This window comes from Bradyrhizobium sp. CCBAU 11357 (assembly GCF_028128865.1).
Classification (GTDB): domain Bacteria; phylum Pseudomonadota; class Alphaproteobacteria; order Rhizobiales; family Xanthobacteraceae; genus Bradyrhizobium.
On record NZ_LBJW01000016.1, the window covers coordinates 21,439 to 35,258 of the forward strand.

15 protein-coding genes are annotated in these 13,820 nt (G+C 63.5%); 5 read left to right on the forward strand and 10 right to left on the reverse strand.

Translation table 11 applies throughout. The annotated features are described in order from the left end of the window. Positions 1-6: 6 nt before the first annotated feature. On the reverse strand, positions 7-381 hold the full coding sequence (locus XI05_RS03425; RefSeq protein ID WP_271498622.1) for a DUF2946 domain-containing protein: 375 nt from the start codon (positions 379-381) through the stop codon (positions 7-9). Between the two features lie 483 nt (positions 382-864). Between XI05_RS03425 and XI05_RS03430 the strand changes: the two genes are divergently transcribed. From XI05_RS03430 to XI05_RS03445, 4 genes are all read left to right on the forward strand, one after another. After that, entirely contained in the window at positions 865-1,269 is a 405-nt protein-coding gene (locus tag XI05_RS03430) for a globin (RefSeq protein ID WP_271498624.1), read from the forward strand. A gap of 143 nt (positions 1,270-1,412) precedes the next feature. Next, positions 1,413-2,435 carry a sugar ABC transporter substrate-binding protein gene (locus XI05_RS03435; RefSeq protein ID WP_271498626.1) on the forward strand — a complete coding sequence of 341 codons (1,023 nt, stop codon included), beginning with the start codon at positions 1,413-1,415 and terminating at the stop codon, positions 2,433-2,435. Between the two features lie 15 nt (positions 2,436-2,450). After that, entirely contained in the window at positions 2,451-3,953 is a 1,503-nt protein-coding gene (locus XI05_RS03440) for a sugar ABC transporter ATP-binding protein (protein WP_271498628.1), read from the forward strand. Positions 3,954-3,964: 11 nt separating this feature from the next. Further along, complete coding sequence (locus XI05_RS03445; RefSeq protein ID WP_271498629.1) at positions 3,965-4,990, forward strand: ABC transporter permease; 1,026 nt, start codon at positions 3,965-3,967, stop codon at positions 4,988-4,990. Positions 4,991-5,296: 306 nt separating this feature from the next. Here the strand turns inward: XI05_RS03445 and XI05_RS03450 are convergent, their stop codons facing one another. Then, positions 5,297-5,974 (reverse strand): L-2-amino-thiazoline-4-carboxylic acid hydrolase, encoded by a 678-nt coding sequence (locus XI05_RS03450; protein ID WP_271498631.1) that lies wholly within the window; start codon positions 5,972-5,974, stop codon positions 5,297-5,299. Positions 5,975-6,020: 46 nt separating this feature from the next. Then, complete coding sequence (locus tag XI05_RS03455) at positions 6,021-6,413, reverse strand: RidA family protein (RefSeq protein ID WP_271498633.1); 393 nt, start codon at positions 6,411-6,413, stop codon at positions 6,021-6,023. Between the two features lie 130 nt (positions 6,414-6,543). Here XI05_RS03455 and XI05_RS03460 point away from each other — a divergent pair, with 130 nt between their 5' ends. Continuing rightward, positions 6,544-7,170 carry a LysR family transcriptional regulator gene (locus tag XI05_RS03460; protein ID WP_271498634.1) on the forward strand — a complete coding sequence of 209 codons (627 nt, stop codon included), beginning with the start codon at positions 6,544-6,546 and terminating at the stop codon, positions 7,168-7,170. Between the two features lie 246 nt (positions 7,171-7,416). On the opposite strand, the gene XI05_RS03465 is transcribed toward XI05_RS03460, so the two are convergent. From XI05_RS03465 to XI05_RS03495, 7 genes are all read right to left on the reverse strand, one after another. Further along, on the reverse strand, positions 7,417-7,995 hold the full coding sequence (locus tag XI05_RS03465; protein ID WP_271498636.1) for a hypothetical protein: 579 nt from the start codon (positions 7,993-7,995) through the stop codon (positions 7,417-7,419). Positions 7,996-8,046: 51 nt separating this feature from the next. Next, the gene (locus tag XI05_RS03470; RefSeq protein WP_271498638.1) at positions 8,047-8,577 is read right to left on the reverse strand and encodes a hypothetical protein; all 531 of its coding nucleotides are present in this window, start codon (positions 8,575-8,577) and stop codon (positions 8,047-8,049) included. 186 nt (positions 8,578-8,763) lie between these two features. Then, entirely contained in the window at positions 8,764-9,783 is a 1,020-nt protein-coding gene (locus tag XI05_RS03475; protein WP_333939814.1) for a glycosyltransferase, read from the reverse strand. Positions 9,784-10,029: 246 nt separating this feature from the next. After that, positions 10,030-11,058, reverse strand: coding sequence for an ABC transporter ATP-binding protein (locus tag XI05_RS03480; RefSeq protein WP_271498642.1), 1,029 nt, complete (start codon positions 11,056-11,058; stop codon positions 10,030-10,032). Then, entirely contained in the window at positions 11,051-12,031 is a 981-nt protein-coding gene (locus tag XI05_RS03485) for an ABC transporter ATP-binding protein (protein WP_271498644.1), read from the reverse strand. The genes XI05_RS03480 and XI05_RS03485 overlap by 8 nt, the downstream gene beginning before the upstream one ends. Beyond that, positions 12,028-12,849, reverse strand: coding sequence for an ABC transporter permease (locus tag XI05_RS03490; protein ID WP_271498646.1), 822 nt, complete (start codon positions 12,847-12,849; stop codon positions 12,028-12,030). Before XI05_RS03490 ends, XI05_RS03485 begins: the two co-directional genes overlap by 4 nt. Continuing rightward, complete coding sequence (locus tag XI05_RS03495) at positions 12,846-13,769, reverse strand: ABC transporter permease (protein ID WP_271498648.1); 924 nt, start codon at positions 13,767-13,769, stop codon at positions 12,846-12,848. The genes XI05_RS03490 and XI05_RS03495 overlap by 4 nt, the downstream gene beginning before the upstream one ends. Between the last annotated feature and the right edge of the window lie 51 nt (positions 13,770-13,820).

Genomic DNA, 13,820 nt, shown 5'->3' on the forward strand with positions numbered 1-13,820 from the left:
CGCGGATCAGGAAATGCGAGGGGGAGCGCGTGCCCGGGCGCTCGAACCGTCGACGGCGGCGAGGACGGGCGCGTTCGCCACATGCCATACGATGCGGGCGATGGGGCGGACGGGACTTGAGAACGCCGCATCGGGCGGCGCGTCAAGCGAGGCGCCAGCGTGCGCGAGGCAGCAAAGCGCACATGCGCCGGCTTTTGCGGCCGGCGTCCCGGTCTCGTCGACCGGGCCGCCCAGCTCGCTTGCGCTATGGCAGATGATGGCGGCAGAGAGCGGATCGGCCGCGACCTGGCCCGCCGCGAGACAGGCGGCGATCGGCGCCAGCACCTGCATCACCAGGGCGAGCAGGACCAGAGGCAGGAATTTTTGCAGGCGTGCGCGCATCCGGCGAACCATTCGTTCGTGCGCTAACTAAACACCGCGCCGGCCCCCGAGTCGAGGTCGGTTCCGCCGGCTACTTGGCACACCGCAAATTCGCTAAAGACTGGGGCCGGAGCCCCCTCCTGCGGCTGGCGTCCGGCAATTGAGGCAGCCGCCCCGCGCCCGCCCATCCACAGATTTCTTATATTTGTCATGTGCTTAGATGGCTAAAAGCCCGATCATTTCGTCAGCTGCTGTTATTTTGAACATTCGTTGCTGAAAATGATGACAAGTGAGAAAAGTTGATCTAGCATCCTCTTGCTCAGGCGCTGGACCGAGAGGTCGAGGCCTGGTGGTCCAAGTCTCGGGAGGAGCCCCTGGCGCGCAAAACGCAGCGTCGCCCCGTCAATCAAGATCAAATCTTAAGATCGGGGATAATAGGGTCGACACAATTTTTGAGCGGGGCCAGGGCCCCGCTCTTTTTTTGCCCGCGCGGCTGAACTGTCGATGAACGCGGCCTCTCATCCCATCGAAGACAGCTTCGAACGCGCCGCCTCCCGCTGCGCCGATCTCACGCCCCTGGTCTACCAGCGTCTGTTCGATCAGCATCCGGAAACCCAGGCGATGTTCCGCTCCGACGGCGGTGACCTCGTAAAGGGGTCGATGCTGGCGCTGACGATCGAGGCGGTTCTCGATTTCGCCGGCGAGCGCCGCGGACATTTCCGGCTGATCGCCTGCGAGCTCGCCTCGCACGATGCCTATGGCACGCCGCGCGAGCTGTTCGTCGCGTTCTTCGCCGTCATCAGGGATGCGCTCCGCGATCTGCTCGGCGATCAATGGACGCCGGAGATCGCGCAGGCCTGGGATACATTGCTCGCCGAGATCGATGCATTCGCCGCCGCGCCGACTTGACGCTTTGCGCTGCACCAACGTGCGGGCCGCGACGACGCTGCGGCTGATTGCGGATTGAGTGCGAACAACTCTTGTGAGAGACTTTCGGACATCGGTAGCGCTACCAATGACGCGCCGACGACAAATATATATGGGAGCGAGCGATGTCCGGGACGAAAGATTTCTCGACGACGAGGCGCGATCTTCTTCAGGCGGCAGCGACCGCCGGCGCCGGAGCTGCCCTCCTCGGCAGCATGGGCATAAACCCCGCGCTGGCCGCCGAGGTCGGACGCAGCGAAAAGCCGCTGAAGGCGGCCTTCTCCAATGCCGGTCTTCAGGCGACCTGGTGCGCGCAAGGCAAGCAGGCCGCGGAGTTCTGGGGCAAGCTGTTCAATGTCGAGGTCACCTGGTTCGACGGCCAGCTCGATGCGGTGAAGCAGCGCGCGGCGATCGACAACATGGCCTCGCAGAAATGGGACTTCGTCGCGATCCAGGCCTTCGGCATCGGCACCCTCACCCAGCCGGTGCAGAAGATGATCGACGCCGGCACGCCCGTGATCGACATGGACACGCTGATCGCGCCACTCGATCAGATCAACGTCCACTCCTTCCTCGCCCCCGACAACGAGTTCATGGGCGCTTCGGTGACGCAGGCGCTGTGCAACGCCATGGGCGGCAAGGGCAAGATCATCATGACCCAGGGCGCGCTCGGCCATACCGGCGCGCAAGGACGGGCGAAGGGCTTCAACTCGGTCGTCAAGCAATTCCCGGGGATCGAGGTGCTCGACACCCAACCGGCCGATTGGGACGTGTCGAAGACCGCACGTCTCTGGGAGACCTATCTGACAAAATACCCGCAGATCGACGCGGCGTTCTTCCACAATGACGACATGGCGCTGGCCGCCGCCAACATCATGAAGGCACGCAATCGCACCAACATCCTGATCGGCGGGGTCGACGCCATGCCGCCGGCGATCCAGGCGGTCAGCGAAGGCCGCATGTTCGCCACCGTCCGCAATCCCTCCTGCCGCATCCATGGCGGCGCCATCATCGCGGGCGTCTCGGCCGTGGTCGGCGGCGAGAAGAGCGGACAGGGCATTCCGAAGAACGTCGTCACCGATGGCCCGGTCGTGACCAAGGCCAACGCCGCCGGGATGCAGTGGATGCAGGACCACTTCCTGATCTGAGCCTCCAGATCCTTCATGATCGTGGGACAACAGCCCATCCTGGAACTGCAGGGCATCACGAAGAGCTTCGGCGGCGTCGAAGCGCTTCGTGGTGTCGACTTCGCGCTCTATCCCGGCGAGATCCATGGTCTGGTCGGAGAGAACGGCGCCGGCAAAAGCACGCTGATGAAGATCATCGCCGGCGTGCACACCGAGTTCTCCGGCCGCTTCCTGGTCGACGGCCGGGACATGCATTTTCGCTCGGCGCGCGATGCGCACGCCGCCGGCATCGCCATGGTGCACCAGGAGCTCAGCGTTGCGCCCGACCTGACGGTGGCCGAGAACGTCTTCCTCGGCAATCAGCCGACCAACGCACTTGGTCTCGTGCAATGGCGGCGGATGGCGCGCGAGGCGGGCGAGCAGCTCGCCCGCTTCGGCATCGACGTCGACCCGATGGCGCGGCTCGGCGATCTCCCGATCGGGCTGCAGCAGCTGATCGAGATCGCGCGCGTGCTGTTCTCCGGCGCGCGCATCGTCATTCTGGACGAGCCGACCTCAGCCCTCTCCCCGCCCGAGGTCGAGCGGCTGTTCACGACGCTGCGGCGGCTGCGCGAGGAAGGCACGGCCATCGTCTTCATCTCGCATTTCATCGAGGACATCCTGCTGGTGTCCGACACGGTGACCGTGTTCCGCAACGGCCGGAAGGTCGCGGAGACGGCGAGCGCGGCGACCAGCAAGGGCGCGCTGATCGAGGCGATGATCGGCCGCGGCGGCGAGGCGCTCGAGCATAGCTACACCGACGACCTGATGCTGCCGCAGCCGAGCGACCGCAAGGTCGTTCTCAAGGCCGACCAGCTGTCGCTGTCCCGCAGCCTTCAAGACGTATCGTTCGAGGCCCGCGCCGGCGAGGTGCTCGGCATCTACGGCTTCATGGGCTGCGGCCAGCAGGAGCTGTCGCGCATCCTGTTCGGCAAGCTGAAGCCGGACAACGGCACGCTTGTAGTCGAAGGCGTGCCGAAAACTTTCGCCAGCACGGCTGCGGCGCGCCGCGCCGGCGTGGCGCTGGTGCCGGAGAGCCGGCGCGACATGCTGTTTCATCAGGAGCCAGTCTACAAGAACATCTCGATCAGCATCCTCGACCGCATCTCCTCGCTGCTGCTCAAGCCGGCGCAGGAGCGCGACATCGCGAGGCGCCAGGTCGAGCAGCTGCAGATCAGGCCGCCGGTGGTCGGCCTCGACCTCGGCATGCTTTCGGGCGGTAACCAGCAGAAGGTCGCGCTGGCGAAATGGCTGACCTATCCGCCCAAGCTGCTGGTGCTGTGCGAGCCGACCCGCGGCATGGATGTCGGCGCCAAGAACGACGTCATCAACATCGTCCGCGACCTCCGCGCCAAGGGACTTGCCATCATCGTGCTGTCGACCGAGCCGGAAACGGTGCTGTCGCTGGCCGACCGCATCCTCGTGCTCAAGCGCGGCGCATTGGTGCGGGAATTTTCGAACGAGCCGGTCAGCAAGGACCGCCTGCTGGAAGCGGCGTGACGGAGAAGCACATGAGCAGCGAGACGGCTTTGGCGACGAGACAGCGGGCGCGGGGCCTTGCGCCCTTCCTGCGCTCGCAGATGCGCAACATCGCCCCGTTCCTGACGCTGATCTTCCTCACCGCCTTCTTCGCCTTCGCCAGCCCTTCCTTCGCGACGCTCGACAATCTCGGCAACATCCTGACCCAGGTGTCGGTGACGGGCATCATCGCCGTCGGGCTCACGTTCGTGATCCTCTGCGCCGAGATCGACCTGTCGATCGCCAGCATCGCCAACGTCACGGGCATTGCGGTCGCCTACTTCACGCTGCAGGAATCCTACGTCAACATCGCCAACATTCCCCTGCCCGGCGCCGTCGCGATCATCCTGTCGCTCCTGCTCTGCGCCCTGCTCGGCCTCGTCAACGCGCTCGGGCTGACCGTGATCGGCATCCCCTCCTTCATCATGACGCTTGCGATGATGCAGATCGCCGCCGGCATCTCGGCACTCCTGGTGCGCGGCCAGATCGCCTACAAGGTGCCGAGCCTGATCACGACACTCGGCTCCGGCTCGATCGGCGGCATCCCCTGGATCGTCATCGTCGCCGCCATCATGCTGCTCGGCGGCCATCTGGTGCTGACCTACACGCGCTTCGGCCGCTACGTCTACATGGTCGGGGGCAATCGCGAGGCGGCCGAATATTCGGGTCTCAACGTCAAGCTGATCCTCGGCGCGGTCATGGTGATCTCGGCGGTGTGCTCAGGCATCGGCGGCATGCTGGGCGTCGCCCATTTCGGCAGCGCGCAGCAGAACGAGTTCGACACCTACCTGCTCGACTCCATCGCCGCCGTCGTGGTCGGCGGCACCAGCCTGTTCGGCGGCCGCGGCGGCATCGGCAACACCATCGTCGGGCTTTTCGTCCTCGGTGTTCTCAACAACGGCCTCGACCACGTCAACATCGACAGCTTCCTGAAGATCCTGATCCGCGGCCTGATCCTGTTGGCGGCGCTGGTCATCAACGTCTATGCGCAGCGCTTGAGGGAGAAAGCGGCGGAGTAGTCGGCCGCCCAAACAAAAAGTGCGAAAACAACCCCATGCACAGTAGCCGGGGCCAGCGGAATCAATGACTTGCCGGCGGGTGTCGTGAGCTTGCGGATTTTGCGAAGCCGATTTGCTCCGTCGGGCAAAACAGGGGTATGATGTCATCATCGGCAGCCCCCTTTGAAGGGCCGGCACATCCCCCGTCATTGCGAGCGCAGCGAAGCAATCCAGACTGTTCCCGCGGAGAGATTCTGGATTGCTTCGCTGCGCTCGCAATGACGAGGTGGCGGCAGAACGACGATCCGGGATCACCTATATCGCGGGTCAGCGGGTGCGGTCTAATCGCGAGAAGCGGAAATTGCAGTGGCTGGCGCCGCCCGCCAGCGTCTGGGTCCGTTTCAGGCGGATGCCTCGCGTGGCGTAGGCGTCGAAGTCGAGGCCGCAGATGTTCGGCAGGATCTCCCTGTCGCCGTGGCGCGCCGCGAGCTTGCAGAAGCCGCAGGCCTTGTAGTCGATGCCGAATTCGAAGCTGTCTTGCGGACCCGGCTCGACGAAATCGTAGACGAAATCTTCCGGAAATTCCGTTTGGTGAGCTCTGGTAACGCTTCTTGCGGCCTGTTCGCGCATCAAGGCCTGGTTCTCCGGTGACATGAATTGATGCCCCGCGGCGAGACGCTCGGCTTCGGGAATCGTCAGCAGCTGCGCCTTGTAGGTTTCGCGCTCGATCTCGCCGATCACGGGAACCGGCACGCCGTGGCGCCGCAGCACCCGACTGATGGCCATGAAGCCGGTCAGGCGCATGAAGAAATCGCTCATGCGGCTTGCCGCGCCACCGACATAGGGCATCTGGGTGAGGACGATCGCGAATTCGTCCATCACGTCCTGCCTGATTCCATCGATATCGGAGAGATGCGTGCGCTCTTCGGCAAGGTCTAGTCGCTCGCGCATGGCGGCCTCCATCGCGTGGCGGTGCGTCTGGTAGAACGGATGGATCTCAGCCATTGGACACCTGATATGATTGGCTCATTGCAACATCGACGCCGCCGCCTCAGTCCGCGGCGATCGCCTCGATCTCCAGCAGCCATTTGCTGTCGACGGTCTCGACGACCACGACGGTCAGTGCCGGCTGGTGCTCCCCGAGCATCGCGCGGCGAATCGCGCGGTTTGTGACGACCTGACTGCGGTCGGTCAGGAACGTGGTGACCTTGACCAGGTGCTCGACGCCAAGACCTGCCGCGGCGAGCACCTCCCTGACATTGCGCCAGGCCTGCTCGCATTGCGCCTCGAAGCCGTCGGGCACGGTGCCGTCGGACCTTTCAGGCACCTGGCCGCTGATGAACAGCAGGCGGCGATGCTGCTTCAGCTCCAGGCCCATGCAGTAGCCGCCGACGGGCGGGTGAACCGTTGCGGGATTGTGGCTGACGATGTGAGCTGAGGGCATGGCGTTTCTCCGGATTTGCGCGTCAAGCGTATCCGGCGGCATCACGCTAGCGCAAAGCATCATTGCTGCGGTTCAGCGCAAGAAAATCTATTGCAAGGCCGCGGCCCATCGGTGTCAAAGTGCGGTTGCGATGACCTACGCCCTGCCCCCACTCAACGCGCTCCGCGCCTTCGAGGCCGCCGCGCGCCATCTCAGCTTCAAGCTGGCCGCGCACGAACTGCACGTCACGCCCGCGGCCGTAGGGCAGCAGGTGAAAGCGCTGGAGGCGCGCCTCGGCGTGCAGCTGTTCGAGCGGCTGCACAAGCAGCTCATCCTCACCGAGGCCGGCCAAGCCTATCTGCCCGGGATATCCGAAGGCTTTCGCCACATCGCCGAGGCGACCTCGCAGTTGAAGCCGTCAGGGGCGGTGCTCCTGCAGTTGGGCGTCCACGGCAGTTACGACCTGCGCCGCCTCGAACTTGCGGCGTTTCGCAGCGCGCATGCGCAGATCGGTTTGCGCGTGCTGCAGCCCGCCGGCCTGCACGAGCTCGTCGAGGGCAAGGTCGACCTTCTGATCGCGCGCGGCGTGAGCCACCATCCGGGCTATCGCTGCGAGCGGATGGATGAGGGATCGGGCCCGGGTGATTGGCTGGTTGCGCCAGAAGGCACGGCGGATTGTCCGGAGATCGTGAGTTTTCGCGCGTGGCTACGTGCGCTGCCCGCGGCGAAACCGCTCGCAAATCGCCGCCCGCGTCTGGTCGGCGGCGTCGGGAGTTGACGGGGCAAAGGTTGAGTGCCGAGGCGGAGGGCTTCCGTTCAACTCAATGCCCCTACTCGTACAGAGAAAAATCGCGATGACCGTCTGGAGCGCGTACCAAAAACAATGCGCCGCAGTTTGAGTGCGGATGCGGTACGCTGTGCTCCTGATAGCCGCACAAAAGCCGGCTACACCAGACGTCAGAGTTAAGCCAATCCGGAAGCCGCGGCTTGGGTGACAAAATCCATTCGTCTCCGGAATGGCGTCCTAGGGAATCTGATAAAGATGCACGCCATAGCCTTCAAATTGGTCTTCGAAAGAACCTTGCGCGATGGATACGCTCCGAGCCTCGCCAATGACGCGAGCGCTGGTCTGGTGAACGTCACTGACCGTGATCCGAGCTGTCGAAGGAGAGTTCTGCATCGCTACGGCGAATACATATGTCGTATCTTTATGCACCTTCACCATGGTTGCGATCGGGACCTGCGAGCTTACGGATATTGCCCCGGATATGCTTGGACTCCTCAACGCTGGCGAGAGAGACTTGATCAACCGGTTCGTTCTCGTGACCTCCTCCACGATATCGGGGTAACGGAAGATGGCGGCTTCCCGGAAGGCTGGTTCAAACTCATGCACGAAATAAAAAATTCCCGTCGCGCCATGGATCAATGCCATCCAGACCTCCGCCCGAACTTCCGCCGCAGTCGGTCGACGAGTTGGATCTAGTGCCGTCGTCTCAAGCGCCATCCATACGCTTTGCCCGGCTGCAGCCCTATTCACGAGACTGGTGACGCCACGCGCGACATATTCCAGCTTGCCTTTAATCTGCGGAGTCTTTGAGCCCACGGGATAAATATCGTACGACAATATGTCGGCACCCTGTATCGCAGTATCGTACTAACCCTGATCACCGTTGCATTGACCGCGGCCGCGCCAGAATTCATTGGCCACACCCTGGCCAAAATTAATCATCACCGGTCGTGTTGGGTCGACGGTCTTCATCTCTCGAGTCCGGCGAGCAACATCGTTCGCTGGGACACACGTTCCATACCCTCCTTGTGGAAGTGGTTGGGCATTATCTGGTTCGTCGTCCTGCATCCATGCCTTGATGACGTGTCCATTGCGGGACTTCAGCCCGATGTCATTCTGTCCGGCAATAGCGAACATGCCCTGTCGTGCCAACGCGGCGAGTTGCGCCTCGGTGGGCCCCTTATACAATCCTACAAAGGTATTGATCCCGATTGCCTTGTAACTAGTGGCGCGAGCGGGCGATTGGAGCCAAACGCCAATCGGAAAGAACTCCGTATCGGCCGGAAATCCGTTCACCTGCAATTCGCCGGCCGATCCGAGATGTCCAACGAGCAGCGAGATTCCCGCAATTGTCTTGCAGCTCAAGAGTGAGATACGAATGAAGTCGCGCCGCTTCATTGCACTCCTCCTGGCCGGGGACACATATGCGACCTCAACTTCAGGCCTAGTGTAGCCTGCCAGGGAAGGCAGGGATAGCCCGCGTCCTGACTTCCGCTACGGTTCACAAGCGGGCAAATCGGCGGATGTCTCGACAGGTCAGCTTTGGGGTCAAAGCGATATGACGCCCCAGTTGCTTTAGCAGCCTCAGCGGCGCTGGTTCTGGAATATTGACCTAAACCACTCAACTGAAGGCCGCACCAGCCGCCATCCTCGCAACCCAAGAGCCTTCTTGCAGGCGAGAAACCACCACCGCCGCGTTCGTTGAACGCTCGGATCGATATCCACCGCAAGCTTAGAAAGGCGTGCAGAGCTTTCCATCGCTCCTTCATTGAAGGCGGCGCTTGCGCAGCCGATCGCATCAAGAGCCAACATGTGGATCAACCAGGCACGAAGATCATCAGCGTTCGTCAACCTGGCGGCCCAACTTTTCAGGAAGTGTTCTATCGCCGCCTTGCGTTGGAGCAGGTCTTGCTCCCGCGAAGGCTCGCTTGACATATTGGCCGAGTGCGATCGATACACGGCTTGATCAGCAGCAATGACCCCCACGTCGCCATGTGCGGCGAGCCGCAACCACATTTCCATATCAGAGGCGTAGGGCAAGTCAGCCAAATACCCACCCACTCTTTTCTGTAGGCTCGTGCGAACCACTACGGTCGGGGACAGCACGATGTTTCTTGCGCCGCTAAGCGCAATGAAATCAAGTCCAGACAAAACGCGGGTTCTGGATCCCACTCCTATTCTATGGCGCGAACGCTTCCCTCGTTGATCCACGACAACCGCGCCTCCGAAGGTGAAAGCGACAGAAGGATGATCGTCCATCAGATCGGCCGACCTGTTGAGGGCACCGGGCAGCAGGTAATCGTCCGCGGACAACAGAAGCATGTAGTCGGCTTTCACCCAGGCGATACCTTCGTTGGCGGTAGCGATGAGACCTTGATTCGAGGAGTGCCTGCGATAATTGACGCGGAGATCGGAGCCAACCAACTCTTTCGCAACTTCCGCAGTATTGTCGGGCGAGGCATCATCGATGATGAGCACGCGCAATTCGGGACCGGATTGCGTCAAAAGGCTCTCGACGCACTCTCGCAGGAAGTGCCCGTACCGGAAGCAGGGAACAACGACGTCTACGGAGCTCACATCTTTTGTCGGAATCCACCGACACACAAAAAGCGTCGAGATCTATCTGTCAAACAAAATACGATTGGATGGGTTCCTGCCGGCGCCATGGTAGTTCATCTGCCCCTTTCAACCCTGCCGATCAAATCCCGCTCCCTTAAGGGTACCTCCCTAGTCCGCTTCGGTCATAAGCGGCGGTCAAAATGAGCACGGAGGCTCCCCGGACAGCGGCCAATAGGGCATGCTAAATTTCTTCGGCTCTTATCCTATTGGATTAGACGCGCCTTCAGCGCATTATCCCTCCGTCGAGACTGACGCCGTCTGCCCCGCAATCTCCTCGCTCCGCCAGCATCGCACCGCATGCCCATCCGCTCGCGTCTCCAGCGACGGCCCCGGCTCGCTCCGGCACACCGCCTCCGCGTAGCGGCAGCGCGGGCTGAAGGCGCAGCCGTTCGGCGGGTTGAGCGGATTTGGCAGGTCGCCGCCCGTCGTTGCCAGCGGGGCATGGCGCAGCGGATCGGGGATGGCCGCGATCAGGGCCTGCGTATAGGGATGCGCCGGGCACTCGAAGATCTCACGCCAATGGCCGTTCTCGACGATGCGGCCGAGATACATCACGGCCACGCGGTCGCTCATGTGCTCGACCACGCCGAGGTCGTGGCTGATCATGATGTAGGACAGGCCGAGCGTGTCCTTCAGCTCCAGCAGCAGGTTGATGATCTGGGCGCGGATCGAGACGTCGAGCGCCGACACCGGCTCGTCGCAGATGACGATCCTGGGGTTGAGGATCAGGGCACGGGCGATGCCGATGCGCTGGCGCTGGCCGCCGGAGAATTCATGCGGATAGCGGTCGGCCTGCTCGGGGCGCAGGCCGACATGCTTCAGCATCGTCGCCACCCGGTCCTCGATTTCGCTTTTCGCAGTCACCCCGTGCACGCGCAGGGGATCTTCGAGCGTGCGGCGAACGGTCTGGCGCGGATTGAGCGAGGCGTAAGGGTCCTGGAACACGATCTGCACGATGCGCGCGAGTGCCTTCCGGTCGCCGGATTGCCGGTTCGTGACCACCTGCCCGTCCAGCACGATGCGGCCCCGCGTCGGCGCCAGCAGGCCCAGGATCGACAATGCGACCGTCGACTTGCCCGAGCCGGATTCGCCGACGAGGCCGAGGCATTCGCCGCGCTTCAATTTGAGGTCGACGCCCTCGACGGCGCGGAGCAGCCGACGGCCGCGGCCCAGCAGGCCGCCCCCGAGCGGAAAATGAACGGCAAGATCCTCCACGCTGAGGATCACATCGTCATCCACTCCCCCCCGCGGTTCATGCATGGTGGTGACACCGGACGAAACCGCCCGCCTCCAACCCATCCGTCTGCGGCGCCGTGGTTCGGCAAATTTCCGTCGCCTGCGCACAACGCGGATTGAACCGGCAGCCATCCGGGAAGCGCGTAATCGCCGGCACGACGCCCGCGATCTCCTTCAGGCGGCTGCGGCCAAGCGCAGCGCGGCTGCCAAGCCGCGGCAGCGAGTCCACAAGGCCCTGCGTATAGGGATGGGAGGGCGCGCGGAAGATGTCGGCCGAGCCGCGCTCCTCGACGATGCGGCCGGCATACATGACGGCAACGCGGCGGCAGACATTGGCAACGAGGCCGAGATCGTGGCTGATCATGAGGATCGCCGTTCCGCGCTCGGCGCACAGATTGCGCATCAGCTCGATGATTTCCGCCTGCACGGTGACGTCGAGGGCCGTGGTCGGCTCGTCGGCGATCAGCAGGTCCGGACCGCAGGCGAGCGCAATCGCGATCATCACGCGCTGGCGCATGCCGCCGGACAGCTGGTGCGGATAGTCCTTGACGCGCCGCTCCGGCGCGGGGACGCGGACGCTCGCGAGCGCCTCGACCGCCAGCTGGTTGGCCTCCCGCCAGCTCTTGCCCCTGTGCAGCACGAACATCTCGGCGATCTGCCTCCCCACCGGCGATACCGGGTTCAGCGCCGTCATCGGCTCCTGGAAGATCATGGCGATACGATTGCCGCGCAGCTGCCGTTGCCTGGCGGCGGACAGGTGCTGGATCTCCTGTCCCTCGAACCGGATGACGCCGCCGCCGATCGACAAGGGCGACCGCAGCAGGCCGATCAAGGCGAGCGCCGTGATGCTCTTGCCGCAACCGGACTCGCCGACCAGGCCGAACGTCTCGCCGCGATCGATGCGGAATGAAATGCCTTCGGCCGCCGCAACGCGCCTCGATCCGTCATCGAGATCGATGCGCAGATTCTCGACCTCGAGCAGCGGGCTGCCTGTCATGTGCGCCGGCTCCGCGATTGCGGATCGAGGATGTCGCGCAAGCCATCGCCGAGCAGATTGAGGCCGAGCACGGTCAGGAAGATGGCAAGGCCCGGGAAAATCGAAAGCCACGGCGCCGTCGTGATCTGCTCGCGGGCTTCCGATAGCATGCTGCCCCAGCTCGGAAACGGCGGGCGGACGCCAAGGCCCAGGAACGACAATGCGGCTTCGGACAGGACCGCGCTGCCCATGCCCAGCGTGCCGATGACGACGATGGGCCCCAGCATGTTCGGCAACAGCTGCGTGATCATGATGCGCACGTCACCATAGCCGAGCACGGTGGCCGCCTGCACATAGCCCTGGCTCCGCAGCGACAGCGCCGAAGCCCGCGCGAGGCGGCAGGTGAACGACCAGTTGGTCAGCCCGAGCGCGATCAGGAGGCTGGTCAGGCCGGGACCGAGCACCGCCATGATGGCGAGCGCGAAAATCAGCGAGGGGATCGCGAGCATGAGATTGGTCAGGCCGTTGACGACATCGTCCCACCAGCCGCCGAAATAGCCGGCGCTGAGGCCGAGCGCCACCCCGATGACGCTGTTGATGAGCTGGGAGACGATGCCGACCGTCAGCGAGACGCGCGCGCCGTAGAGGACGCGGGAATAGATGTCGCGGCCCTGCGCGTCGGTGCCGAACCACCAGGTCCAACTGGGTGGCTCCTCCGCATTCATGAGGTTGGCATCCATGACCGGATCGGTGTGTGCCAGCCACGGCGCGAGCAGGCCGACGACGATCGCCAGCGCGAACAACGCTCCCCCGATGACGAGATTGGCGCGGAGCTTCATGCGTATCTGATCCTGGGATCGATCACGCCGTAGAGCACGTCGATCAAGAGATTGATCGCCAGAAAGAACAGCACCACGACGAGGATGGAGCCCTGGACGGCGGGAATGTCGCGCTGGAGCACGCTGTCGACCAGCAGCGAGCCGATGCCCGGCCAGGAGAACAGTTTCTCGACCACGACCGCCTGCCCCATCAGCGCGCCGAATTGCAGGCCCATGGTCGTGAGGATGAGGACGAGCGCGTTGCGCATCACGTGCCACTTCACGACCCTGGTCTCGCTCATGCCCTTCGAGCGCGCGGTGCGGACGAAGTCGGCGGTCATGATCTCGAGCACCGCCGCGCGCGTCGTCCGCGCCAGCAGCGCCATCGGCGAGACGCCAAGGGCCAGTGCCGGCAGGACCAGATATTTCAATCCGCCATCGCCATAGCCGAAGCTCGGCAGCCAGCCGAGCTTCAACGCGAACAGATACATCAGCATCAGTCCGAGCCAGAACTTGGCGATCGAAAGGCCCGACACCGCGACGAACATTGCAAGCGTGTCGACGAGGCTGCCCGGCCGCAGAGCCGCGACGAAGCCGAGCGGAACGCCGACCACGACCGCAAACGCCATGGATGCGAAGATCAGCTGCAGCGTCGGCCATGCCCGCTTGGCGATCATGGTCGTGACAGGCTCGCGCGTCCGGAACGAGGTTCCGAAATCGCCGGTCGCGAGCTGGGCGATGTAAGTGCCGAAACGCATATAGACGGGCTGGTCGAGGCCAAGCTGCTTCTTCAGGCGCAGCTCGACTTGCGGATCGCTGTCGTCGCTCATGGTCGAGACGATGCTGCCGGGAACGACGCTGAACAGCACGAACACCAGCAGCACGACGGCGAGCACGGTCGGAATGGTCTGCAGGACGCGGCGGATCAGGAACGAGAGCATCTCAACTTTTCTCCGCCCCCTCCCTCGCCCGTCGCGCTGGAGGGAGCGCGC

Excerpts from the sequence above, each read along its gene's own strand:
- XI05_RS03460 (WP_271498634.1), top strand. The coding sequence starts at position 6,544 with ATGACCTACGCCCTGCCCCCACTCAACGCGCTCCGCGCCTTCGAGGCC.
- XI05_RS03425 (WP_271498622.1), bottom strand. The coding sequence starts at position 381 with ATGCGCGCACGCCTGCAAAAATTCCTGCCTCTGGTCCTGCTCGCCCTG.
- XI05_RS03455 (WP_271498633.1), bottom strand. The coding sequence starts at position 6,413 with ATGCCCTCAGCTCACATCGTCAGCCACAATCCCGCAACGGTTCACCCG.
- XI05_RS03470 (WP_271498638.1), bottom strand. The coding sequence starts at position 8,577 with ATGAAGCGGCGCGACTTCATTCGTATCTCACTCTTGAGCTGCAAGACA.
- XI05_RS03430 (WP_271498624.1), top strand. The coding sequence starts at position 865 with ATGAACGCGGCCTCTCATCCCATCGAAGACAGCTTCGAACGCGCCGCC.
- XI05_RS03485 (WP_271498644.1), bottom strand. The coding sequence starts at position 12,031 with ATGACAGGCAGCCCGCTGCTCGAGGTCGAGAATCTGCGCATCGATCTC.
- XI05_RS03435 (WP_271498626.1), top strand. The coding sequence starts at position 1,413 with ATGTCCGGGACGAAAGATTTCTCGACGACGAGGCGCGATCTTCTTCAG.
- XI05_RS03495 (WP_271498648.1), bottom strand. The coding sequence starts at position 13,769 with ATGCTCTCGTTCCTGATCCGCCGCGTCCTGCAGACCATTCCGACCGTG.
- XI05_RS03450 (WP_271498631.1), bottom strand. The coding sequence starts at position 5,974 with ATGGCTGAGATCCATCCGTTCTACCAGACGCACCGCCACGCGATGGAG.
- XI05_RS03490 (WP_271498646.1), bottom strand. The coding sequence starts at position 12,849 with ATGAAGCTCCGCGCCAATCTCGTCATCGGGGGAGCGTTGTTCGCGCTG.
- XI05_RS03480 (WP_271498642.1), bottom strand. The coding sequence starts at position 11,058 with ATGCATGAACCGCGGGGGGGAGTGGATGACGATGTGATCCTCAGCGTG.
- XI05_RS03440 (WP_271498628.1), top strand. The coding sequence starts at position 2,451 with ATGATCGTGGGACAACAGCCCATCCTGGAACTGCAGGGCATCACGAAG.
- XI05_RS03445 (WP_271498629.1), top strand. The coding sequence starts at position 3,965 with ATGAGCAGCGAGACGGCTTTGGCGACGAGACAGCGGGCGCGGGGCCTT.